This window comes from Paenibacillus barengoltzii NBRC 101215, assembly GCF_004000745.1.
Lineage (GTDB): Bacteria > Bacillota > Bacilli > Paenibacillales > Paenibacillaceae > Fontibacillus > Fontibacillus barengoltzii.
In genome coordinates, this window is record NZ_BILV01000001.1 from 168,878 (window position 1) to 192,916 (window position 24,039).

At 55.1% G+C, this 24,039-nt stretch carries 22 protein-coding genes; 1 reads left to right on the forward strand and 21 read right to left on the reverse strand.

What is annotated here, in order from left to right:
* Window positions 1-154: 154 nt before the first annotated feature.
* The 8 genes from PBA01S_RS00870 to PBA01S_RS00905 all read right to left on the reverse strand — a co-directional run bounded on the left by PBA01S_RS00870 (window position 155) and on the right by PBA01S_RS00905 (window position 9,654).
* A complete protein-coding gene (locus PBA01S_RS00870) occupies window positions 155-445 on the reverse strand; it encodes a stage VI sporulation protein F (RefSeq protein ID WP_009225267.1) in 291 nt (96 codons plus the stop codon).
* Window positions 446-549: 104 nt separating this feature from the next.
* Entirely contained in the window at window positions 550-1,404 is an 855-nt protein-coding gene (locus PBA01S_RS00875) for a MurR/RpiR family transcriptional regulator (RefSeq protein ID WP_127575105.1), read from the reverse strand.
* A gap of 115 nt (window positions 1,405-1,519) precedes the next feature.
* On the reverse strand, window positions 1,520-2,974 hold the full coding sequence (locus PBA01S_RS00880) for a PTS transporter subunit EIIC (RefSeq protein ID WP_016311630.1): 1,455 nt from the start codon (window positions 2,972-2,974) through the stop codon (window positions 1,520-1,522).
* A gap of 42 nt (window positions 2,975-3,016) precedes the next feature.
* Window positions 3,017-3,922 (reverse strand): N-acetylmuramic acid 6-phosphate etherase, encoded by a 906-nt coding sequence (gene murQ, locus PBA01S_RS00885; RefSeq protein WP_016311629.1) that lies wholly within the window; start codon window positions 3,920-3,922, stop codon window positions 3,017-3,019.
* 306 nt (window positions 3,923-4,228) lie between these two features.
* The gene (gene recG, locus PBA01S_RS00890; protein ID WP_127575106.1) at window positions 4,229-6,274 is read right to left on the reverse strand and encodes an ATP-dependent DNA helicase RecG; all 2,046 of its coding nucleotides are present in this window, start codon (window positions 6,272-6,274) and stop codon (window positions 4,229-4,231) included.
* 331 nt (window positions 6,275-6,605) lie between these two features.
* Complete coding sequence (locus tag PBA01S_RS00895; protein WP_028538308.1) at window positions 6,606-7,478, reverse strand: DegV family protein; 873 nt, start codon at window positions 7,476-7,478, stop codon at window positions 6,606-6,608.
* A gap of 25 nt (window positions 7,479-7,503) precedes the next feature.
* On the reverse strand, window positions 7,504-9,279 hold the full coding sequence (locus PBA01S_RS00900) for a DAK2 domain-containing protein (RefSeq protein WP_127575107.1): 1,776 nt from the start codon (window positions 9,277-9,279) through the stop codon (window positions 7,504-7,506).
* A 15-nt stretch (window positions 9,280-9,294) separates the two neighbouring features.
* On the reverse strand, window positions 9,295-9,654 hold the full coding sequence (locus tag PBA01S_RS00905; RefSeq protein WP_016311626.1) for an Asp23/Gls24 family envelope stress response protein: 360 nt from the start codon (window positions 9,652-9,654) through the stop codon (window positions 9,295-9,297).
* Window positions 9,655-9,865: 211 nt separating this feature from the next.
* Here PBA01S_RS00905 and rpmB point away from each other — a divergent pair, with 211 nt between their 5' ends.
* Window positions 9,866-10,054 carry a 50S ribosomal protein L28 gene (rpmB, locus tag PBA01S_RS00910; protein ID WP_009225259.1) on the forward strand — a complete coding sequence of 63 codons (189 nt, stop codon included), beginning with the start codon at window positions 9,866-9,868 and terminating at the stop codon, window positions 10,052-10,054.
* Window positions 10,055-10,211: 157 nt separating this feature from the next.
* On the opposite strand, the gene spoVM is transcribed toward rpmB, so the two are convergent.
* From spoVM to gmk, 13 genes are all read right to left on the reverse strand, one after another.
* On the reverse strand, window positions 10,212-10,292 hold the full coding sequence (spoVM, locus tag PBA01S_RS00915) for a stage V sporulation protein SpoVM (RefSeq protein ID WP_036621610.1): 81 nt from the start codon (window positions 10,290-10,292) through the stop codon (window positions 10,212-10,214).
* 138 nt (window positions 10,293-10,430) lie between these two features.
* Entirely contained in the window at window positions 10,431-11,105 is a 675-nt protein-coding gene (gene rpe, locus PBA01S_RS00920; RefSeq protein WP_028538310.1) for a ribulose-phosphate 3-epimerase, read from the reverse strand.
* Window positions 11,106-11,109: 4 nt separating this feature from the next.
* Window positions 11,110-12,027, reverse strand: a complete 918-nt coding sequence (gene rsgA, locus PBA01S_RS00925) for a ribosome small subunit-dependent GTPase A (protein WP_028538311.1) — start codon at window positions 12,025-12,027, stop codon at window positions 11,110-11,112.
* 32 nt (window positions 12,028-12,059) lie between these two features.
* The gene (gene pknB, locus PBA01S_RS00930) at window positions 12,060-14,240 is read right to left on the reverse strand and encodes a Stk1 family PASTA domain-containing Ser/Thr kinase (RefSeq protein WP_127575108.1); all 2,181 of its coding nucleotides are present in this window, start codon (window positions 14,238-14,240) and stop codon (window positions 12,060-12,062) included.
* Window positions 14,237-15,010, reverse strand: a complete 774-nt coding sequence (locus tag PBA01S_RS00935; RefSeq protein WP_016311622.1) for a Stp1/IreP family PP2C-type Ser/Thr phosphatase — start codon at window positions 15,008-15,010, stop codon at window positions 14,237-14,239. Before PBA01S_RS00935 ends, pknB begins: the two co-directional genes overlap by 4 nt.
* A gap of 6 nt (window positions 15,011-15,016) precedes the next feature.
* Complete coding sequence (rlmN, locus tag PBA01S_RS00940) at window positions 15,017-16,063, reverse strand: dual-specificity RNA methyltransferase RlmN (RefSeq protein WP_028538313.1); 1,047 nt, start codon at window positions 16,061-16,063, stop codon at window positions 15,017-15,019.
* A gap of 153 nt (window positions 16,064-16,216) precedes the next feature.
* Complete coding sequence (gene rsmB / locus PBA01S_RS00945; protein WP_028538314.1) at window positions 16,217-17,737, reverse strand: 16S rRNA (cytosine(967)-C(5))-methyltransferase RsmB; 1,521 nt, start codon at window positions 17,735-17,737, stop codon at window positions 16,217-16,219.
* Complete coding sequence (fmt, locus tag PBA01S_RS00950) at window positions 17,734-18,687, reverse strand: methionyl-tRNA formyltransferase (protein WP_028538315.1); 954 nt, start codon at window positions 18,685-18,687, stop codon at window positions 17,734-17,736. Before fmt ends, rsmB begins: the two co-directional genes overlap by 4 nt.
* A 10-nt stretch (window positions 18,688-18,697) precedes the next feature.
* Complete coding sequence (def, locus tag PBA01S_RS00955; protein ID WP_127575109.1) at window positions 18,698-19,180, reverse strand: peptide deformylase; 483 nt, start codon at window positions 19,178-19,180, stop codon at window positions 18,698-18,700.
* A gap of 106 nt (window positions 19,181-19,286) precedes the next feature.
* Entirely contained in the window at window positions 19,287-21,851 is a 2,565-nt protein-coding gene (gene priA / locus PBA01S_RS00960) for a primosomal protein N' (RefSeq protein WP_127575110.1), read from the reverse strand.
* Window positions 21,848-23,068, reverse strand: a complete 1,221-nt coding sequence (gene coaBC, locus PBA01S_RS00965; protein WP_127575111.1) for a bifunctional phosphopantothenoylcysteine decarboxylase/phosphopantothenate--cysteine ligase CoaBC — start codon at window positions 23,066-23,068, stop codon at window positions 21,848-21,850. Before coaBC ends, priA begins: the two co-directional genes overlap by 4 nt.
* A 108-nt stretch (window positions 23,069-23,176) precedes the next feature.
* Window positions 23,177-23,401 carry a DNA-directed RNA polymerase subunit omega gene (rpoZ, locus tag PBA01S_RS00970; RefSeq protein WP_016311615.1) on the reverse strand — a complete coding sequence of 75 codons (225 nt, stop codon included), beginning with the start codon at window positions 23,399-23,401 and terminating at the stop codon, window positions 23,177-23,179.
* Window positions 23,402-23,451: 50 nt separating this feature from the next.
* Window positions 23,452-24,030, reverse strand: a complete 579-nt coding sequence (gmk, locus tag PBA01S_RS00975; RefSeq protein ID WP_016311614.1) for a guanylate kinase — start codon at window positions 24,028-24,030, stop codon at window positions 23,452-23,454.
* Window positions 24,031-24,039: the final 9 nt, after the last annotated feature.

Below are 24,039 nucleotides of genomic sequence, written 5' to 3' on the forward strand. Positions count from 1 at the left end.
GAAATGACTCCCGGCGCTTTGTGCCCCGCTCATGTATCGTTTAGCTTATCTCGCCTGGCCCCGGATCATCCCTCCGAGAAAATAGCAAAAGGCCGCCGGGGTACCGGTCCCCAGGGCCTTATCACCCGTCCCGCCGCATCTCTGCGCGCTTGCTCTAGCGGAACATTCCCCATAAGCGCAGCAAGTGAAGCGTATTCCGCGGGTCGATTCGCTGATCGATGACGAATTGGACGATTTGCTCTTCCTGAACGCCGCTCAATCTTTCGCCAAGCACAGAAGCGGCCGTTCTAACGAGCCTGCGCACCTTAACGCGATCCTGCAAATCCGCGCGGGTGAGGCCGTCGACGACCTGTTTCATCCGCTCTTTGATCGCCGGATTTTTCATTTTCAACTTCACCCGTTCGACCAGCTGCGGACTGATTCCATACTGATAATAGCTGGGCATCGTGACTAGCACCTCCTGTCCCGTCATTTCCGGACTTCAACCCTAATATATGACGGTAAGGCTGTCCATAGTGCCTGAAAATCCAAAAGCACGCGGGAAAGCCGCTAGTTCTGTTTGAGGAACGCCGTTGCCTCATGGGTTTGACTCAATCGGAGGATCGTCTCTTCGTATTGCGTCGAGGCGTACGCAAAGAACAAAATATCGATCATGACCAATTGCGTAAGCCGTGAGCTGGACGCCCCGCTGCGCAAGGTCGCTTCCGGCGCCTGCGGCGTGTACAGCATCAAATCGGCCAGCTCGGCTACTTTATGATTGCCGAAACGGGACAAGCCGATGGTGCGCACGCCGTACTTTTGGGCAACCCGGAACAATTGCAGCACTTCCTTGGTGTTCCCGCTGTAAGAGATGCCCATAAACAAGGCCCCCGGCGGAGCGCTGGCCAGCGCGGCCGCAATTAGATGCTCGTCCTGCAGAGCGAACGCTTGCTTCCCCAGGCGCAGCCACTTTTGTGCGGCATCCGCTGCGACGATGGCCGAAGCGCCTACCCCGTACATATGGATGACGGAAGCTTTTCGGAAGCTGTCCACCACCTGCTCGATCAGTTCGGGCTGCAGGTGAAGCATCATATCTTGAATGGCTTGGAGACTGTTGGAGACCGTCTTTTGAATGACGTTTTGAATCGTCTCCCCGCGTTCGATGTCATAATAGCCTGGTCTTTGCGGTTTGGCATTATCGACCGACAAACGCATTTTCAAATCAGGAAATCCGCTCAGCCCCAGCGAACGGCATAGCCGGGTAATCGCCGCCGCACTGGTCCCCGCTTTATCGGCGACCGCATGGATACTTAAGCCGGAGACTTCCGCCGAAGCCGCCAAAATATATTGGGCCGCCTTTCGTTCCGATTCAGGCAGTTGTTCCAGCATGGCCTCCATTTGCGTAAGTATACTTCCCGTCGTCACGGGCATCCCCTCCGTTTTCCCCATCCGTCTGATGCTTATTTCCAATTCCCTAAAACGCAAAAGAAACGCGGCAGCCCGGTAAAAGGCAGCCCAACGTTTCTTCTGCTGACTTGTATTATCTATTATGCTCTATAAGCATCTGCTTTGTAAAACCAAAGAAATACGTGAGCAAGAATCCGGCGATATAAGAGACAACGAGCCCGGCCAAGTAACCGAGAATCGTCATTCCGATTCCCATCGGTCCTTGAATCAGCGGGATCAGGACAAGGCCGGAAGGTCCAATCGCGACCGAACCGATGAAGTTGCCGGTCATTGCGAACAAACCAAGCACAGCCCCGCCAAAACCACCGCCGAGACAAGCGGTGATAAACGGCCGGCCCAGAGGCAAGCTGACCCCGTAAATGAGCGGTTCACCGATGCCAAGAAATCCGACGGGCAACGCCCCTTTGATCATGTTGCGCATCCGGGAGTTCTGCTTCAACTTGATATAAATGGCGATCGCCGAGCCAACTTGACCTGCACCTGCCATGGCCAGGATCGGCAGCAACGCGGTGTATCCAACCTGCGAAATCAATTCAGCATGGATCGGAATGAGCGCCTGGTGTAAACCGAACATAACCAACGGCAGGAACAGCGAAGCGAGTACAAATCCGGACAGCGGTCCGCCATGGGCTAGCAGCCAAGTAGTAGCCTGTCCGATGCCTTGAGAGATAATACCGCTGACCGGCATCAGGAAGAACACGGTAACTAAGCCGGCAAGCAGCAACGCAATTGTAGGAGTGACGATGATATCAATTGCTGCCGGCATCCGTTTTCGGATCCATTTTTCCAACACCGAGATCAACCCTGCCGCCAAAATCGCCCCGATGATACCGCCCTGTCCCGCATTCAGTTTAATTTCCCCAAACAAGGGATAGGTGTAAGAGATATTCGCCACCGCCGGTGCAACGATAATCGCCGCCACAGCACCGCCAAGCGCGGGCGTTCCTCCAAACTCTTTCGCGGCATTCACCCCGGCAAAGATCGTCAAATATCCGAAGAAGGCCGAGCCAATGACGCTGATAATCGGTTGGAGCGTCAGCAGCCAATCCGCCCCATTGCCGGAGGTAATCAGGTTGTTGATCAGACCGGCAATACCGTTAATGATCCCGGCCCCGACCAACGCAGGAATCAGCGGAATAAAGATGTTGCCGATTTTACGCAGAAAATTTTTGAAAGGCGTGTTGTTCTTCTTCTTAAGCTCGGCCTTGATGTCCGAGCCCTCGCGGAGCGCCGCCGTTTGACCGCCAGTTGCAGCTCCTTGACCGCCGCCGTGACCCTGCGCTTTCAGAAGTTTGCCAAATTCCTCCGCCACACTATTGACAACCCCCGGACCGAGGATCACTTGATACGTCTCATCATCCACCGCCCCAAGTACGCCCTCGATCTGTTTAAGCCCAGTTTCATCAATTTGGCTGCGATCCCGGACCGACACCCGCAACCGGGTCATGCAGTTTGTATATTGCTCCACATTGTCAGAACCGCCGATGGATTCCAAGATCCGTTTCGCCATCGTTTCATATTTGCTCATTGGGAAGCCTCCTGCCTCTATAGGATGGTCTAACTTTTTTTCTTAACGTATTGCAGTCGCAGACTTCGCAGCTTTACCGATAAACCCTTGGTTCTCCTCTAATTTCTCCAAAGCGACCTCATACGAATATCCCGTCAAAATCATCAGAATCGCCGGTTTCGGTTTACCTTCGGTAAGGCGCAAGGTGTTCTCCGCAGTTGATGCATCGCAGCCGGTTGCCTCCATCACGATCCGCTTCGCGCGATCGGCCAGCTTCTCATTGGTGGGCTGAACATCAACCATCAAATTGCCGTAAACCTTACCTAAGCCGATCATCGACGCGGTAGACAGCATATTGCAGACCAGCTTCTGCGAGGTTCCTGCCTTCAGCCGTGTCGACCCGGTCAGCACCTCGGGACCGTTCTCGATCTCGATTGCGATATCGGAAATGGTGCTAATCACCGCATTCTTGTTACAACTGATACTAATCGTTTTGGCACCCATTTGCTTCGCGTATTCCAATCCCCCGATGACATAAGGTGTACGACCGCTGGCAGCGATTCCAACGACTGCATCCTTGGCGGTAAGCTCGAGGTTTTGCAGATCGATGCGCCCCAGCTCGGCCCGATCCTCTGCTCCCTCAACGGCCTTGATAAAAGCGTTGCTTCCGCCTGCGATCAGACCAACCACCTGGTCCGGGGAAGTCCCAAATGTCGGCGGACACTCCACCGCATCCAGCAAGCCGATCCGTCCGCTCGTGCCGGCTCCCATATAAATCAGTCGACCGCCCTTTTTTAGCGATTCCGTAATGGCAGTCACGGCTTGGGCGATTTTGGGGATTTCCTTTTTCACCGCTCCAGCAACTTTCGCGTCCTCCTCGTTCATCACCGTAAGCAGCTCAGTTACATCCATTTCATCCAAACGCATCGTTCGCTCGTTTCTCGCCTCAGTTGTCAAATTTTCCAGCATTTCAGATACACTCCTTTGTTTGCAACAACCCTAGTTGTAAGTGTTTTCGACATGATTATAATTCATTTGATATTTTATTTCAATATATAACTTTTTGGTTGAAATAATATGTCAAACCATGTCACTTCTTGCTAGTTCTAGTTGAAGAGGTTAGAACGTATCCGCTTCAAGGCCTGACATCCCAGATATTCCAGTAAAAAGAGCAACGCTAGACGCAACCTGTCAACTTTAGGATGGATTTTCGGGTAAAAAATAACCGTCCGCGGATCCCGCGAACGGTTGGATACTTGCTTTTTCGTATGAAATTTAATCGATCAGCTCACCTTGAAAAACCTGCTCCCGCCGCAGATAATCCCGCAGCGGTCCGTACTCGGGCGAAGTCCAGAACGCTTCGCCCGCAACCAGCCGGGCGGCGTCGTCCCGCGCCGCCTCCAGCACCGCGTAGTCGCTGACCATGTCCGCGACACGAAAATCCGGCACACCGCTTTGCTTCGTGCCGAAGAAATCCCCGGGACCCCGCAGCTCCAGGTCCCGCCGAGCCACCTCGAAGCCGTCGTCCGTATCGGTCATGACCTTCATCCGCTCCTGACCCACCTCCGACTTCGGATCGGCGATAAGCACGCAATACGACGCGTGCTCCCCCCGGCCAACACGCCCGCGCAGCTGGTGGAGCTGGGACAAGCCGAACCGGTCGGCATCCATCACGATCATCAGCGTGGCGTTGGGCACGTCGACGCCGACCTCTACGACGGTCGTCGAGACGAGCAGCTGCACCTCGTTCTCGTAGAACGCACGCATCACTTCGTCCTTCTCCGCCGCCGTCATCCGCCCGTGCAGCAGCCCGACCTTCATATGCGGGAACGCCTGCTGCATCGACACGTACAAGTCGATGGCGTTCTGCACGTCCAGCTTGTCCGATTCTTCGATCAGCGGGCAGATGACGTAGGCTTGGCGGCCTTGCGATACCTCCCGCTCAATAAAGCCAAGCACACGGTCCATCATGCTGTGCTTCACCCAATAGGTCGTGATTGGCTTGCGCCCCTTCGGGCGCTCCGACAAGGTGGATACGTCCATATCGCCAAAGGCGGTAATCGCCAGCGTGCGCGGAATGGGAGTGGCCGTCATCGTCAGCACGTCCGGGTTAAAGCCTTTGCGCCGCAAAATGCTGCGCTGATTTACGCCAAACCGGTGCTGCTCATCCGTGATGACCAAGCTCAGCGACCGAAAGAACACGTCCTCTTGGATCAACGCATGCGTCCCCACCACGATGTCGGTGAGCCCCATTTGCAGCGAGCCGAGCAAATCCTTGCGTTTTCGTCCCGTCACACTGCCGGTCAATAGGCCAACCGTAATACCAAACGGCTCAAACAGCCGGGACAGGGAGCGCATATGCTGCTCGGCCAAAATTTCCGTCGGCACCATAAAAGCCCCCTGGTGCCCCGACTTCACCGCCGCGTACAACGCGATGGCGGCGATGACCGTTTTGCCGGAACCTACGTCGCCTTGCAACAATCGGTTCATGCAATAAGGCGAGCGCATATCCTTTAGAATTTCCAGCTCCACCTTCTTCTGAGCATCGGTCAGCTCAAACGGCAGGCTGCGCACGAATTCCCGAATCGTGGCGTTATCCACCACATGCGCAACCCCGTCCATCCGCTCGTGGTTCATCGCCCGATACGCCTGCAGCTTGAGCTGGAACAGGAACAGCTCCTCGTACACCATACGGCGCCGCGCTTGCTGCCCCTCCTCACTGTCCTGCGGCTGGTGCAGCCGCAAAATCGCCGTCTTGCGGGGCATCAGCCCATATTTGCGAAGCAGTTCGAGCGGCAGAATCTCCGGGATCATCTCCCCATATTGCTGCAGCGCTTGTCCAATCGTCTTCCGCATCCACTGTTGCGTAATTTTACCGCCGACCGAATAGACCGGCTGCAAACTGCCGCTGCGGAGCGTCCCGCGGTCAGGGAACTCCGACTCGGACACCGTCAGCTGGCTGCGACGCATGTCCCATTTGCCGGTCAGGATAATCTCCCGTCCCGTCGTCAGCTGATCCTTGAGGAAATGACGGTTAAACCATGTCGCCGTGAACATCCAGTCATCGGCGATCATTTTGCAGGTCAGGCGAGATTTGCGCCCGTACCGTTGCAGGACCGGAAGCCCCATGATTTTCGCCTGCACCGTTACCTTGTCTCCGTCCTTCACTTCCGTCAAGGAGCGCAGCCGGTAATCCTCATACCGGAACGGATAATATTCAATCAAATCATTCACCGTAAAGATGCCAAAGGCGTGAAGCTCTTCTTGTTTAAGAGCGCTCACGCCGCTGACTTGCTTTACGGGGATGTGATGTAAATCCAACTTTCATCCCCTCACTTTATAGAGGTAGTTCAAAAACGCATCTTCGGATCACGAAGCACGGGCGCGAGCCCGGCTGGCAGTCTAACGGACACCAGAGGCGTTAATCCACCAGTTCTCGATAACTTCCGTTTCTAACGGACCGAGCAGCCCTTATTTGGATCAAAACCAACCAGATACCGTTCGTATATGCCAAATAAGGTCTCCGGAGTCCGTTAACGCAGGAAATATCCGGGAATTAAAGCTAATAAGGTCTTTACTGTCCGTTAGATTTGCTGTCCAGGCACAAACGACGTGCTTCATCCGGATATCACCAGTTTCGCCCCTAGTCCCATCACTTCGCCGGCCAAATAAACGTCGCCACGGTCCCCGGACCTACGTGCGTGCCAACCACGGCACCGATGCTGTTGCGGACAACCTCATGCAGCGTAAAGTGCTGCCGCAGCAGAGCTAGGATCTCCTCGGAGCCTTCCGGATTCACGCAATCGCAAACGGCCACGTTAATGTCCTTCACCCCGGCAAAATCATTCACAAACAACTCGATGACGCGGGCCATAGCCTTCTTGCGGCCTCGGACTTTATCGACAGCGTAAATCACGCCCTCCTGGTCCACCGACAAGATCGGCTTAATGTTCAGCAGGTTGCCCAGAATGGCTGCGGCTTTACCGATCCGTCCGCCTTTTTGCAAGTATTCCAGCGTATCGACGAGAAAATATAACCGACGCGCCTTCCCGAGCCGCTCAACCTCAGCTCGAATTTCCTCGACCGAAGCCCCTTGCTTCGCCATCCGCGCGGCATGCACAACCTGAAGGCCAAAACCGTACGTCGCACACAGCGAGTCAATGACCGTGACATCGACCGGATGCCCCAGCTCTTCTTCCAGCATCTCCTTCGCCAGCACTGCGGATTGATAAGTTCCGCTCATCCCGGAGGAGATATGGATCGAAATGATCGGTGAACCGGGATAGGCGGCAAGCAAGTTGCGGTATACCTCCACATACTGAGACGGCGAGGTCTGCGAAGTGGTAGGCAGTTCCTTCGATTGGATCAACTTATCGTAGAACTCTTCCGCGGTGATGTCGATGCCTTCAAGATAAGATTGGTCTCCGAAGGCCAGCCGCATCGGTACGATATGAATTCCGTATTCCGAGACGGTCGCCTGCGGGATATCCGCCGTACTGTCGGCAATAATGATAGCCTGATTCATAAGCATCTTCATCCTCTCATGGGGATTAGGATTCTACCGAAAACAGATAATAATAAATCGGTTGCCCGCCGTTATGGACCTCTACCTCGACGTCGGGATACTCCTCATGAATCCAGGCCACCAGCGCATTCGTCATCTCTTCGTCAGCTTCTTCACCGGCCAGCACCGTCACGATTTCATCGCCGCCAGTGAGCATCTTGGCTAATAAGCCCTGACTCGTTTCCAGCAAGCCCTCTTCGGTGGCCACGATTTTAGAATCTGCAATACCGATATAATGACCTGCCGTAATCTCCAAATCATCAAACATCGTGTCGCGGACCGCATACGTCACTTGGCCCGTCTTCACGTGTTGCACCGCGTTCTGCATATTATCCGCGTTGGCTTCCACGCTTTCTTCTTCTTGGAAAGCAAACGCTGCGGCAATCCCCTGAGGAATGCTTTTGCTTGGGATGACTGTCACATTGCGCTCCCCTTCAAGCAAATCACGCGCCTGCTGTGCAGCCAGAATAATATTCGAGTTATTCGGCAGAACGAACACGTGCTGAGCCGAAATCGACCGGATCGCCTTCACGAAATCTTCCGTGCTTGGGTTCATCGTCTGCCCGCCGGACAGGACGACATCCACGCCTAAGCTCTTGAAAATTTCCGAAATCCCGTCTCCAGAAGCAACGGCGATAAAGCCATAAGGCGCCAGCTCATCCGCAGGAATCCCTGCTGGATCCACCGGTTGAGCCGGTTCTGCTGGAATCTCGGCGAACAGCTCCGGCATCGGCGGCGCGGCATCCATCCCCGCGATCAACAGATCCCGGTGCTGCTCACGCATGTTCAAAATATGAATTTGTGTAATTTCACCGTAACGCAGTGCCAGATTCAGCACGTCGCCCGGCGTTTTCGAATGGACATGGACTTTGATAATCTCGTCGTCCGCGATCACGATAATCGAATCCCCATTGACCGAAAGCGCTTTCCGGAACTGATCCTCGTCAAAAACAGCATCCTTGATTTCACCGATTTTTCGATTAATGAAAAATTCCATGTCATAGAGGTATTCGATATCCTCTGTTTCGAGCTTAGCTTGTGCCGAAGTTGGAGCATGCACCGGTGCGGCCGCTGGAGCACGCAGCTCTGGTTTGGCAACGAGTGCGGGGGCTTGTCCCAATGTCGCAGCGGCTTCACTGCTGGCGCCGCCTTGCAGCCATTGTAAAAATCCTTCATAAATATAAACAAGTCCTTGACCGCCCGAATCCACGACGCCAACCTGTTTCAATACCGGCAACAGCTCCGGCGTATTCGCGAGCGCTTCCTTCGCTTTGGCCAGCACCTCGCTCATCAATTCCGTGATATCCGTTGTTCTGCGCGAATAATAGACGGCATGCTTAGCTGCTTCCTTGGCTACCGTCAGAATCGTGCCCTCCACCGGTTTGACGACCGCTTTATAAGCGGTATCTACCCCGCTTTGCAGCGCAGCGGCAAATTGGGCTGCATTCATCTCTTCCAATGATGCAGCAGAACGGCTAAAGCCACGGAACAGTTGGGACAAAATCACGCCGGAATTCCCGCGTGCGCCCATCAACAGGCCCTTGGATAAAGTGGCTGCTCTGCTGCCCAAACCTCCGGTTCCGTGATCTTTCAATTCCGTTACGCCGGCGGTCATCGTCAAATTCATATTCGTTCCAGTATCCCCATCGGGTACCGGGAATACGTTCAAGGAATTGACGTGCTCAGCATGCTCTGTCAGCCGCTTCGCGCCTGCCAATACCATAGCGGTGAAATCTGTTCCAGTTAAAGAACGCTTACTCAATGAAAATTCCCCTTCCTAGCTTGATACGCGTACACCTTGGACTACGATATTCACCTGATCCACTTCGAGTCCAACGATTTCATTTAATACGTATTTCACTTTGAGCTGTATGTTGTGTGCGACCTCGGAAATTTTCGTGCCATAACTGACTATAATATAAAGATAAATAGCTAATCGATGATTATCCAGGTTCACTTCCACACCCCGGGCCAAATTCTCGCGCCCCAGCAATTCGGCAATGCCGTCCTTGAACTGCTTTCGGCTTGCCATTCCAACCAGTCCATAACACTCCATGGCGGCCGATCCGGCGATCACCTTAATGGCTTCCTCCGAAATATCGATTCGTCCATATTCGGTCGTAAGATTTACAGCCACGCCTATCTCACTCCTTCCATAGAAATTATTATGGACTAAACTATATTGTACTATAAGAGCAGAGAGAAATAAATAAAAGAGTCGAACGTCAATAGCTGTTGACGGAGCTTTTTTTACTGTGATATTATATTTAAGTATTGTCAATAACCGTGATATTGAAGTGTTAGTGTTATTTTCAAGACAGGTGTATCTGGAACAGGAGGTGTAATGAATGGCTCGCAAATGTTATGTGACTGGCAAGAAGCCAGGCAGCGGTAACCATGTATCTCACGCAAACAATCGCAATCGGCGCTCTTGGGGCGTAAACGTGCAGAAGGTCCGGATCTTGGTAGACGGCAAACCGAAACGCGTATACGTTAGTACTCGGGCTTTGAAATCCGGTAAAGTGACCCGCGTGTAACAGACGGGACGAATTATAGACAAAAAGCACCTTTTCCTATGGAGGTGCTTTTTTACTGCGCATTTTCCCTTGAAGTCAGCGCCCAAGCAATCCTTGTTGGCGGGAACCGCTAGGCGCGCCCTTCCGCTGCTCGGGGCGGGTATTCAGGCCCCGCCCGTTAGTTCTTGTGAAACGTGTTCAGTACCGCCTTAACGAATCCTCCCAAAAACTTAGGCAGCTTGAATGTGTAAAATTTCATCGTTCACCCTCCCCATCGTGCTCATGCCTTCACCCATATTCTATGTTTGATGTCATTTACCCGTGTATTCCCGCCACAAAAAAAAGGCTACATGAGAACCTTCGCTCATGTAACCAATGTATGCGCATCTTAAGGCGCCTATGCCAATCCGACCAGGCTCTCGCGGATTTCTGCCATCGCCGCACGTCGGTCAGCTTGGCCAAACACCGCATTGCCGGCGACCAGCACATCCGCTCCCGCCTCGACAACCAGCGGCGCCGTCGCCGCAGCAATCCCGCCGTCCACTTCAATCCGCAAGTCTGTTAAGCCCAGCTCATCCTTCCAGGCCTTCAGCTGCCGAATTTTGCGCAGCGTGCCCGGAATAAACGCCTGTCCGCCAAAGCCGGGATTTACCGTCATAACCAGCACGAGATCAACGTCTTCCAGCACCTCGCGAACAGCTGAAGCCGGAGTGGCTGGATTAATTGCTACTCCTGCCTTCACCCCTTGCTCCTTAATGAGGTGGAGCACTCGATGCAGATGGACGCAAGCTTCCGCATGGACGGTGATCAGATGCGCACCTGCTTTGGCAAAGGCTGGGATATACTCCTCGGGCTTCTCAATCATCAGATGGACGTCCAGCGGCAGCTTGGTTTGCGGAGCGATCGCTTGCAGCACCAGCGGACCAAACGTCAGGTTCGGGACGAAATGGCCGTCCATTACGTCCACATGCAGCCAGTCAGCGCCTCCCCGCTCTACGTCAGCGACCTCCTCACCCAGCTTGGCAAAATTCGCCGACAAAATCGACGGCGCGATATAGATGTTGTTGCTCATGACGTCAATACCTCCGCTTCTTGTCCTTCATCTCTTCATAGAACTGTACGTAATGCTCATAACGGCTGGCGGCGATTTCTCCTTGGTCCGCAGCCTCTCTGACCTTGCAGCCGGGCTCATGCAAATGGCTGCAGCCGCGGAATTTACAGCCCTCCGCGTAATCGGTAAATTCCCGGAAGCAGCTGGATAACTCCTCGATCCCTAACTCGAGAAAATCCAGCTGACTAAAGCCGGGGGTATCCGCCACGTAACCGCCGTTCTCCAGCTCAATCAGCTCGACATGCCGCGTCGTATGACGTCCCCGGCCCAGCTTGAGGCTAATTTCACTTGTCTCCAGCGCTAACCCGAGCATCGCGTTAAGCAGCGAGGATTTTCCGACCCCCGATTGGCCCGAGAAGACGCTGATCTCCCCAGCCAAACGGGATTTGACTTCCTCGGTTCCCATTCCGGTCACGGAGCTGGTGACAATGACCTCATAACCGATGGATTCATACATGGCTTTGACCTGGCGAATAATTTCTGGAGTTTCTTCCGCTCCATTCTCCTCCAGCAAATCCTCCTTGGTAAGGCAGATCAGGGCTTGCAAACCCGCGTGCTCGATATGCACCAGAAACTTGTCTAGCAGCTGCAGATTGAGATCCGGCTCCCGCAGGGAGAACAGCAGCACCGCCAGCTTGGCGTTGGCAATCGGCGGACGGATCAGCTCGGTTTCCCTTGGCAGGATTTCATCCACGGTCCCTTCCCCGTTTTCGGTGGGGGAATAAATCACCCTGTCGCCTACCAAGGGTGTAATGCCTTTCTTCTTAAAAATCCCTCGTCCGCGGCACTGGATATACCCCTCCGCTGCCCCGTCCTGCGCCGTCGTCGCCGGCTTCACGTAGTAATATCCGCTTAATGCCTTCACAATCAAGCCTTCAGGCATAGATGCCGGCCTCGCTTTCATATCGGTCTAACTTAATTGTCTTTGCCCTTACCATGTTCTTTGGGTTTACCCGCCTTTCCTTTACCTTGGGCTGCGCCTTGTTCCTTCTGGACCGAAGCCAGCTTACCGGATAAGATCATGCCGGTATCGGGCGGATTATCGCCCGAGTTCATATCCATGGTGTTCTCATCTTCCGTACCGCCGCCTTGGTCCGGGAATTGCGGCACAGGTACGGTTCCTTGCTTCGCATCGATGTACGAGATCGGGTAAGTGTCCAGCAAGACGCCGTCACGCGTCACCGTTACGTAACCGTTCTTGTTCGGCGCCAGAACCAGGTCAACCGACAGGTATTGCGGTTTGCCTACCTTTTGCGAACCCCATTCGCGCCCCTCCCCGCGAGCATCGCCGTACACGATCGTATATTTACTGATTTGGCCTTCCTGTGCAGGTGCAGCCGGTACTTGGAACGTATAGTTAATCGCTTCCTGCGGATAGCCGGTGCTGATAAACAAGGTTACTTTTGAACCCGGTGCCACCAGATCGTCCGGGGCATAAGGCCACTGCTTCGTTACTCTGCCCGCCTCGACCTCGAAGCTCGATTCTTCTTTGATACCATCCTCTGCCAACACCAGCCCTGCGTCTCGGAGCGCTTTTTCCGCTTCCGCTTGTGTCTTGTTCACGAGGTCTGGCATTTTCACCTCAGACGGTCCCTTGCTGACCTTCAGCACGATCGTATCCGTCTCTGGGTTAAAATCCTCTCCCGCTTCCGGCGATTGGCTGAGGACATTGCCTGGCTCAATCTCGGCGTTGTTTTCCTCTACTTTCTGCACGCGGGACTCGTCTACTCCAAGATCCTTCAATTGCTGGAGCGCATCATCATAGGTTTTGCCCGTTAATGACGGCATCTTCTCCGGCGGTTTCTCCGTGCTCACCTTCAAGTCGATGACCGAACCTTCCTTGACCATCGTCCCTTCCGGCTTGCTCTGCTCATAGACGATCCCTTCGTCCACGCCTTCTTTGTATTCCCGGGTGATCTCCCCGACGGCAATCCCTTTATCGGTCAAAGTTTGGATTGCCTGTTGCTCTTCTAAGTTAAGCACGTTTGGCACAGCGACTTCAGGAACGGTCACCAAGCTCGTCACGTACCAGGCCACACCGGCTAAGGCGAGCAGGACAACCAGCGTCAGGCTGACCCAAAGCGTTGGCTTGCTCCAAGCCTTTTTCTTAGGAGCATTTTCTCGTTCCTCTGCCATCGTTGATCCGCTGTCGCGGGACAGTTTGGATGGTCCTGCTGCCGCACCTTGAGGTTGATACTGCGGACGAATCGCTGGAATGACTCGCGTGCTGTCTTCGTCATGATCATCTATAAAGGCCAATTTCGATTCCGTTCTTCGTTCCGGCAACAAGCAGGTCTCCAGGTCGCGAAGCATCTCTTTGGCAGACTGATAGCGTTCGTTCGGATTCTTCCGCATCGATTTCAAAATGATGTTCTCCACGCTTTGCGGAATCATCGGATTCACCATGCGCGGCTCATCAAATTGCTCCTGCAAATGCTTTAAGGCTACGCTGATGGGGCTTTCCCCAAGGAACGGCAACCGACCGGTCAGCATCTGGTACAACACGATCCCCAGCGAATACAGGTCAGATTTCTCCCCGGTGGCTACACCTTTCGCATGCTCCGGCGAGAAATAATGCACCGAGCCCACCACGGAGCCGGTTTGCGTAATGGTCGCCGACGTGACGGCACGGGCAATCCCGAAATCGGTCACTTTGACGCGTCCGTTTCGTCCAATCAAAATGTTATGCGGCTTGATATCCCGGTGAATAATTTGGTTCTGATGGGCGTGGTCCAGCGCATCGGCGATTTGCGACGCAATGCGAACGGCTTCCTCGACCTGAAGCGGGGCCCGCTCCTTAATGATTTCGTTGAGGTTCTGCCCTTCAACGTATTCCATCACGATGTAATGAATCTCATCTTCTTGTCCAACGTCATACACGCTGACGATATTCGGGTGCGACAAGGATGCAGCAGACTGCGCTTCCCGGCGGAATCGCCGGATAAATTCCTCGTCGTTCACAAATTGTTGACGCAGCACTTTGATGGCCACGTAGCGGTTCAGCAGCAGGTCCTGCGCTTTGTAGACAAGCGCCATGCCCCCTCCGCCGATCCTCTCGATAATTTGATAACGACCGCCCAATTCGTGTCCGATCATGAATTCCACTCCTTTTTGCCCGACCCGGCATCCTCATGTTGTTCCAGCAGAGCAACGCTAATGTTATCGTCGCCTCCTGCGTTCAGCGCCAGCTGGAGCAATTGGTCGGCCCGGCCCTGTAACCCAAGATCTTCTGATCCCAGCGTCAGAGCCATTTGTTCCGGTGTTACGTAGTTGCTGAGACCGTCGCTGCAAAGCAGCAAAATATCCCCTGGCTCCAACGACACCCGGTTCAAGTCGACCTCAACTTGCTCATCGGTTCCCAGCGCGCGGGTTACGACATTCCGATGCGGATGCACCGTCGCCTCCTCCGCGCTGATCTGGTTGTTCTTGAGCAGCTCATTGACCAGCGAGTGGTCATCCGTCAGTTGGACGAGCTGGCCCTGCCGGAAATGGTAGGCCCGGCTGTCACCGATATGGGCGATCACGCCGTCGCGGCCTGCGAAGATCCCCGCAACAACTGTGGTGCCCATACTATGGTACTCCACATGCTCTGACGCTTTGCGGAATACGGCTTCGTTCGCGTGAAGAATTGCCTTCTTCAATTCTTCCCCGCAAGCCTCCGCCGACAACCCTGCCGGCAGCGATACCAAATCCTCGGTAATGGTATCTACCGCCATGCGGCTGGCAATGTCTCCAGCCTGATGGCCGCCCATTCCGTCCGCAACAATCGCCAGCGTGTATCCGGATTCCAGCTGGTCCACCCAGGTACAATCTTCATTGACGGAACGGACTCGTCCCACATCACTTACAAACACACAATTCATCACATTCGCTCACCTCGCACCAGACTCCATGTGCTTCGCCCGCAATTGTCCGCAGGCAGCGGCAATATCATGGCCTTGCTCCCGGCGGATGGTCACATTGATGCCTTTATCCGCCAATACGCGCTGAAACTTAAAAATATCATTACGCGACGTTCTCACATACTTACGCTCCGGCACATAGTTGACTGGAATCAAATTGACGTGGCAAAGCATATCCTTGATCACGTCGGCCAGTTCCTCCGCATGCTCCGGCTGGTCATTCACCCCGCCGATCAGCGCGTACTCGAACGTAATGCGGCGGCCGGTTTTGGCAATGTAATAACGGAGCGCCTCCATCACGTCGTCAAACGGAAAGCGCCGGTTGACCGGCATCAACTTCGAGCGGAGCGCATCATTTGGCGCATGGATCGAAATCGCCAAGTTAATTTGCGTGTTCTCGTCCGCAAACCGATAAATGTTCGGGACAATCCCGCTCGTTGATACAGTAATATGCCGTTGTCCGATGTTCAAGCCCTTTTCATGGATCATAATCCGCAAAAATTTCATCGTGGCATCATAATTTTCAAAGGGCTCGCCGGTTCCCATAATCACGATACTGCTGACGCGTTCGCCTTTGGCGTCCAAAATTTTTTGCGCCTGCACGACCTGGGCGACAATTTCTCCCGCCGTCAAATTCCGCTTCAGCCCCCCTAATGTCGAGGCACAAAACGTACAGCCGACCTTACAGCCGACCTGGGTGGTCACGCAGATGCTGTTGCCATAGTTATGCTTCATGATGACCGTTTCAATAGCATGATCATCATGCAGCCCGAACAGGAACTTCACCGTTCCGTCCTTAGATTCCAGCTTCGTAATCTCCTGCAGCGTAACGAACGCAAATTCGTCATTTAGCTTCTGCCGAAGCGCCTTGGACAGGTTGGTCATCTCATCGAAGGAGCTGACGCGCTTGACGTACAGCCAATCAAAGATCTGCCCGCCGCGAAACGCGGGTTCTCCCTGCGATACGGCCCATTCCTGTAATTCTTCCAACGTATAATCATATATAAAAGGTTTCATCTTCACACACCTGTCCATCTCGATTTTGAAAAGTTACCCACTCATTCTTCCCATTTTATCATAAATTGGCTTCCGACTAAAGTCGAGCTTCCGACAGCAGCGGCGCAAAAAGGCCAAGCCCGCCGTTTCAAACGGCTGCTTGACCTTGGCATGTCAATTCTTCTCTATCAACTTCCTGCGAAGTCGGACAATATAAAACCCATCTGAGTGAGCGTCCTGCGGCAAAATCTGCAGGCCAGCCTCGACTCGCCCAGCGGCAGCTGCCAAAGCACCACGTTCCTCCCAGCTGATCAGCTCATCCGCCAGCTCGAATTCCGGATGGCGGCTCAGGAAGGAGGCAACCATCTCGGCATTTTCGCGCGGCTCAATCGTGCAAGTGCTGTAGACCAGCAAGCCGCCCGGCTTGAGCAGCCCGCTCACCGAATCGAGCAGTGCATTCTGGATGCCGGTAATCTCCGTGATGTCCTCCGGCGTCTTCGCCCACTTCAAATCCGGCTTGCGGCGAATCACGCCAAGTCCGGAACAAGGAGCGTCCAGCAATATTCGGTCGAAGGAAGCGGCCTCCAGCCGCTCCGCGAGCTTCAGAGCGTCGCCTGACAACGTATCGACGTTGTCCAGCCCCAGCCGCTTGGCATGGTCCTCGATCAGCTTCGCCTTGTGCGGATGGATGTCGTTCGCCAGCACCCGGCCGCGGCCTTTCATGATCTCAGCGATATGGCATGTCTTGCCGCCAGGCGCAGCGCAGCAGTCCAGTACATTCATCCCTGGCTGCGGATCCAACGCTTCGGCAACCAGCATGGAGCTTTCGTCTTGAACGGAAATCAAGCCTTCCCGGTACCAGAAGGTCAGCGCCATATTGCCGCCGCTGTGAACAACGATGCCGTCCGGGGAGATCGGCGAGGCCGAGGCTCGCAACCCTTGCTCCTCCATGAGGCGCAACACCTCGTCCCGACTCGCTCTCGTGCGATTAACCCGAACGCTGACCGAAGGCGGCTCATTGTTGGCACGGCAGATCGCCTCTGCGGCAGATTCGCCGTATTGCCGGATCCAGAGCGCCACCATCCATTCCGGGTGCGAATGCTCCAGGGCAATGCGCTGCACAGGGGCCAGTCCCTCCGGTAAATGCAACTCCTCTTTGCGGCGCAGCACGTTGCGAAGCACGCCGTTCACCATGCCGGATATCCCCTGATGCCCCTTGCGTTTCGCCAGGTTCACCGCTTCGTTCACAGCGGCATGCGGAGGGATCCTGTCCAGATATTGCAGCTGATAGAAGCTAAGTCGAAGCAGATTACGCACCCAAGGCGCTAATTTTGCGAGCCCCTTCGTCACAAACTGTTCGAGAAAATAATCGATCGTGTTCAACCGCTGTATGGTGCCGTAGACGAGCTCGGTAGCCAGGCCTGCGTCCGGCCCGGTTAATCCGGACCTTTGCAGCGCTCCATTCAGCAGTAAATTGCTGTAGGCTCCTTCCTGCTCAACGGCGGTCAGCACCTCAAGCGCTACGCTGCGGGCCGATGCAGCCGTCTGATTTCGGCCGCCCCCGCGGGATGAAGGCGTGCCAGACGGCTTATTTACTCCCCCGCTGCGGCTGGCTTGTCCAGCTGTTTTCGCGCCGGTTCCAGGTCCTTTGCCACCGCCCGAGCCTGAACCCGGCCGCTTTTCGGTGCCGCTCATGACAAGACCGTCCCAACTTGCATTACGCCGCCGCGAATGAAATCGCCGGCCTCCATCGCCTTCTTACCAGCGGGCTGCACCCGGGTCAGCCATACCGCGCCGTCCCCGGTTTTCACTTTGATGCCCTGCGCCGATAGCTCCAGCACCGTCCCCGGCGCGGGTTCAGATGCCTTACCATTCGCAGAGGCACCTGTCTCCGCAGGTTTGGCCACCGCCCAAACCTTAAAGACCTCGCCGTTCCAGGTTGTAAACCCGCCGGCAAAAGGCACCAGTCCCCGCACGCGATCATAAATTTGCCGCGAGGTCGCGCTCCAATCGATGCGCTCATCCTCCCGCGTCAAATTTGGTGCATAGGTCGCTTCCGCATCGTTCTGCGGAATCCGGTCTGCCTTGCCGTCAAGGATCAACGGCAGCTGCTCCAGCAGCAGTCGTGCCCCGGCTTCGCTCAGCTTCTCGAACAACGTCCCCGACGTATCCTCATCGTCGATCGGCACCACCGTCTTGGCGATCATATCGCCGGTATCAAGCCCCTCAGCCATGTACATCAGGGTGATGCCCGTTTCTTTCTCGCCGTTAATAATCGCCCGCTGGATCGGCGCTCCGCCGCGGTATTTCGGCAGCAGCGAGCCGTGTACGTTCAGGCAGCCGTACTTCGGCAGATCGAGCACGCCCTTCGGCAAAATTTGACCGTACGCTGCAGTGACGATCAAGTCAGGCTGCAAAGCGGCGACCTCCGCCACCGCCTCCGGCGCACGCATCCGCGTCGGCTGCAGCACCGGAAGCCCATGACGCAAAGCGGCTTCCTTGACCGGCGTTGGCGTCAGCACTTTTTTGCGCCCCTGCGGCCGATCCGGCTGCGTGACCACGCCTACGACGTTGTATCCTTCGCGCAGCAGTCCTTCCAGCGAAGGCACCGCAAACGCCGGCGTCCCCATAAATACGATATTCATCGGGCGCTGTTCACTCCTTCTCTTCACCCTCAGGGGTAATTTCGTACACTCTTTCCGCAATGTCCGTATACAATACACCATTGAGATGGTCGATTTCATGCTGGAACGCGCGCGCTAGCAGATCGGAGCCCGTATAAGTCACTTCATTGCCGTTGCGGTCCAGTCCCTTCACGGTAACGGTCATAGCACGGCGAACATCCCCGCGATATCCCGGAATACTGAGGCAGCCTTCCGGCCCGAATTGCTCACCTTCCTTGGACACGATCTCGGGATTGATCAACTCAATCAGTCCGTGCTCATCGCCGACATCAACCACGATCACCCGCTTGAGGATGCCGATTTGCGGCGCAGCCAGACCTACGCCCTCCGCGTCATACATCGTATCCGCCATATCCGTCAACAGTTTTTGAATATTCGGCGTAATCTTCTTCACTTCTTTAGCTACCTGATGTAGCACTTCATCCGGTTCCTTCACAATAATCCGAATCGCCATGATGGCACTCCCTTTCCCGTCATCACTTTCATAGTTTCTCTTGCTCTTTCCCTATTTTATCCCAAATATATGCTAGCGGATGAAAAATGGATCATTTCTTCCGTGCTTACATCAGCATTTGCGGATCGACATCGATACTGATCTGAAGCATTGCATCGCGCCATTGGTCCAGCGTTGCCGCGGCCGTCTCCCGGACCAGGCCTACCGCATCAAGATCACCGCGGTATTTCACCATGCATTGGATCCGATAACGGTTCTTAATTCGCGGGATCGGCGAAGCGACCGGGCCAAGTATATCCAACGCCGCCGGCACGAACCGATCTAGGCTGCCGAACCATCCCTGGCGTTGAGCTTTTGCCCGCAGATCGCCGGCAAAATTTTCAGCCATGCGCAGCAGCAGCGGCAGCTTCTCATGCGACAGCGTAACCAGGATCAACCGGCTGTACGGCGGATAATGCATCGTCTTGCGCGTCTTCAGCTCCTCGCGGACAAACGATAAATAGTCGTGGCCGCTGGCATGAATAATCGAATAATGCTCTGGCATATAAGACTGGATAAATACCTCACCGGGCAGTTGGTGCCGCCCTGCACGCCCGGCAACCTGCGTGAGCAGCTGGAACGTCTTCTCCGCCGACCGGAAATCCGGGAAATTCAGCGCCGTATCCGCCGCGATGACGCCGACCAGCGTCACATCAGGAAAATCCAGCCCCTTCGCAACCATCTGCGTGCCTAGCAGGACATCGCCCTTTTTCTCGCGGAACGCCTGCAGCAGCTTCTCATGGGCGCCTTTTTCGCTAGTGGTATCGACGTCCATGCGAATGACGCGGATGCCGGGAAACAGCTTGGCCAGCTCACCTTCCACCCGCTGGGTTCCGGTACCGAAGTAACGGATATGCTCGCTGCCGCATTCCGGGCACACAGAGGGCGCGACTTCCGCATAACCGCAATAATGACAACGCAGGTTGTTTGACTTCTGATGATACGTGAGCGAGATGTCGCAATTCGGACAACTTGCCACATACCCGCAGGTCCGGCACATGACAAACGTCGAATATCCCCGCCGGTTCAGCAGCAGCACGGTTTGCTCCCCGCGCTCCAGCCGGGCGGCGATGCCTTGATGCAGCGCGCGGCTGAACATCGAGCGATTGCCTTCCTTCAGCTCTTCACGCATATCGACGATTTGCACGCCGGGCAGCCGGCTGCCAGCCGGACGCTGCTTCATCTCCAGCAGAATCGGGGCAAACTCCCCGTACTCGCCGCCTCCGGAACGCGCCGCGTGGTAGCTTTCCAGCGACGGCGTGGCCGAACCTAGAATCACGGCAGCCCCATGCTGGCGGGCCCGTCTCACCGCTACGTCGCGGGCATGGTATTTTGGCGTTTCCTCTTGCTTATAGGAGGTTTCATGCTCTTCGTCCATTACGATCAGCCCAAGCTTGCTGAACGGGGCGAAGATCGCCGAGCGTGCGCCAATCGCCACTTCGACGCGGCCTTCGCGGATTTTACGCCATTCGTCGTACCGTTCGCCGGTGGACAAGCGGCTGTGCAGTACCGCCACCTTCGCGCCGAAGCGCCCCTTAAATCGTTCGACCATTTGCGGGGTCAGCGAAATTTCCGGCACGAGGACGATCGCCTGGCGACCCGAAGCAATGCAGCGTTCGATCGTCTGCAAGTACACTTCGGTTTTGCCGCTGCCCGTCACACCGTGCAGCAAGAACACTTCATGCCGCTGAGCGTCCAGCGTTTCCGCAAGACGTTGGTAAACCAACTCCTGCTCCGGCGTGCGCGGCAGCGGCTCACTGCGCTGGAAGCGCCGGCCTTGGTACGGATCGCGGAACACCTCGACATCCTCGATGACGGCAAATCCCTTCTCCGCCAGCTTCTTCACAGTACCGGCGGTTACCTGCAGCGCCTGCAGAACGTCTTGAAGCGACTGCGGCAACCCCACCTCCAGCAGGTATTGCAATACTTCCTTTTGCCGACGCGCCTGCGGGCCAAACGACGCGAGCGCCTCCTGCGCCGCCTCGCCGCTGACTGCGGCAGCAACGGTTTTGACCGTCTTCTTGCGCACCTTGTCCTTGATCGCCTGGCTTTCCGTCAGCACGCCCCGGGCTAACATATCTTTAATGAGGCCGGCAGCCTCCGGATATTTAGCACCTAGCTGATTCATCGTGACGGTGTCGGAAGCTCGGACGAAACGTAAAATTTCCTCTTCCGCCGGCGTGAGTAAATGCGATAAGGTGAAGTCATTGGTTTCGCCTTCTACCCGTCCAACCGCCCCGGTCAACGCCCCTTCTTCAGCGGCGTCATCCGCCGCGCGAATATACCGCTCCGCCTTGCCCTTCAGCGCCGCCGGAATCATCGCTTGCAGCGCGGCAATGAGACTGCAGGCATATTTCCGGCTCATCCATTCCGCTAATTCCACCAGGTCCGGCGGCAGCGGCGGCATCATGTCAAGCAGCTCCTGAATCGGCTTCATCCGCGCCGGGTCCATCTCCGGCTGCTCATGTAAGGACACGACAAAGCCCTGAACCGTACGGCGCCCAAACGGAACACCCACCCGGCTGCCCACCTCGATCCAGCCAGCCATCGATTCAGGGATTAAATAGTCAAAAGGCCGGTCGGTTTCCCGGCTCGGCACATCAACAATCACTTTGGCCATACGGTAGGTCATCGGTCAATTCCCGCCAACCGTTCGGCAGCCAGCTCCATAATCTGCAGCGCCACTTCATCCTTGGTCATCTGCGGCACAGATCGAACTAAGCCGGATGCGTCGTAGATATTCACGATGTTCGTTTCAGTACCAAATCCCGCTCCCTGCACGGTCACATCGTTCGCAACCAGAAGATCGCAGTTTTTGCGTTTCAGCTTATCCATGGCATACTGCTCCACATTTTCTGTTTCAGCGGCAAAGCCGATCAGGAACTGCGTTGTTTTTTGTTTGCCTAGGGTCTCCAGGATATCGATGTTTTTTACGAGCTCCAGCACAAGCGAATCCCCGGTTTTTTTGATTTTCTGTTCAGCGGCTTCCTTCGGCCGGTAATCCGCTACGGCGGCGGCCTTAACAAGGATGTCGGTATCCGCCCATACGGCTTGTACCGCCTCGAACATATCCCGAGCAGACTGCACGCGGGTAACCGAAATGCCAACTGGAGGCTCTACCTGCGTATGCCCGGCGATCAACACGACCTCCGCACCGAGGCGCTGTGCTGCTTTGGCGATGGCGAAGCCCATTTTTCCCGAGGAATCGTTGGTAATATAGCGAACCGGGTCAATTCGTTCCACGGTCCCTCCCGCAGTGACGACAACTTTTTTGCCGGCCAAAGGTTTCTGCTCGATACGGGCTTCCCGTGCAAAATAATCCTTTACCACCCGGACGATCGACTCCGGCTCCTCCATCCGTCCTTTCCCGACATAACCGCACGCCAGGAGGCCTTCGCCGGGCTCGATCATCATGACGCCGCGCGCCGTCAGCTCTGCCATATTCCGGACAACCGCCGGGTGCTCGTACATGTGCACGTTCATCGCCGGTGCCAGCATAATTGGCGCCTGGGTCGCCAGCAGCGTCGTCGAGAGCATCTCATCTGCGATCCCTGCTGCCATTTTGCCGATGATGTTCGCGGTGGCCGGAGCGACCAGCACCAGATCAGCCCAATCCGCCAAATTAATATGTGCGATGGAATCGGCGTGTTTTTCGTCAAAGGTATCGGTGTATACGAAATTTTTCGATAACGCCTGCATCGTCAGCTCTGTGATAAATTTGGTCGCAGATTGGGTCATAATGACGCGAACCTCCGCGCCTTCCTTCACCAGCTTGCTGCACAAGGATGCCGCTTTGAACGCGGCGATACCGCCGGTCACGCCTAACAAAACCTTCTTACCGGTTAACATCGCTATCCCTCGCTTTCCCCAAACGAAAAAAATAACAACCTCGCGGTTGTCGTAAAAAGAAGCCCGGAGGCCTTTCGTATATGCTTTGTTCTCTGAATGAGTCTGGTGTTAGTCTTTGTTGATCTCTTCCGTCACTACGTCATCTTGTTTCAACTTAATGTAGTCCCCGTAGATCTCTTCGAGGGCAATGCCCACTTGCTTGTGCGACTTCGGTTGCTTCAGTTCGCTCTTCTCCCCTTCACGCAGCTGTCTCGCGCGCCGGGAAGCCGCTACAACCAAAGAATATTTGCTGCCGACTTTTCCAAGCATTTTGTCAATCGATGGATACAGCATGTTCAAAAACACCTCTTCTTATTTGGACTCATCGCCATATGAAGCGTTAGCTAGCACGACTTGCGAATTCTGCAATGCTCCGCGATGATAATGGATTGTATTCTCTGACAAGCTAAATCGATCTCGTCATTCACGACGGCGTAATCATAATTCTCCATCAGTCCGATCTCATGGGCTGCCACGCTCATACGATGATCGATCGTCGCCTGGTTCTCCGTCCCCCGACCTTGAATCCGGCCTTTCAGTTCATCAAGCGATGGAGGAAGCAGGAACACGAACACGCCCTCAGGGAATTTCTCTTTCACTTTGAGCGCTCCCTGAACCTCGATTTCCAAAATGATATCCTTCCCGCCAGCCAGCGTTTCCTCCACGAAATCGCGGGGAGTCCCGTAAAAATTGCCGACGTACTCCGCATACTCCAGAAGCTGATCATTCTCGATCATTTCCTGGAATTGCTCACGGGTTTTGAAGAAATAATTGACGCCGTTCTCTTCCCCAGCTCGGGGTTGCCGTGTGGTGGCCGAGACGGAATAAACCAGCTCCGGCATCCGCTTGCGCAGCTCAGTGCATACTGTTCCTTTGCCAACGCCAGACGGTCCGGATAATACGATAAGTAACCCTTTAGACATAGCTCTCTC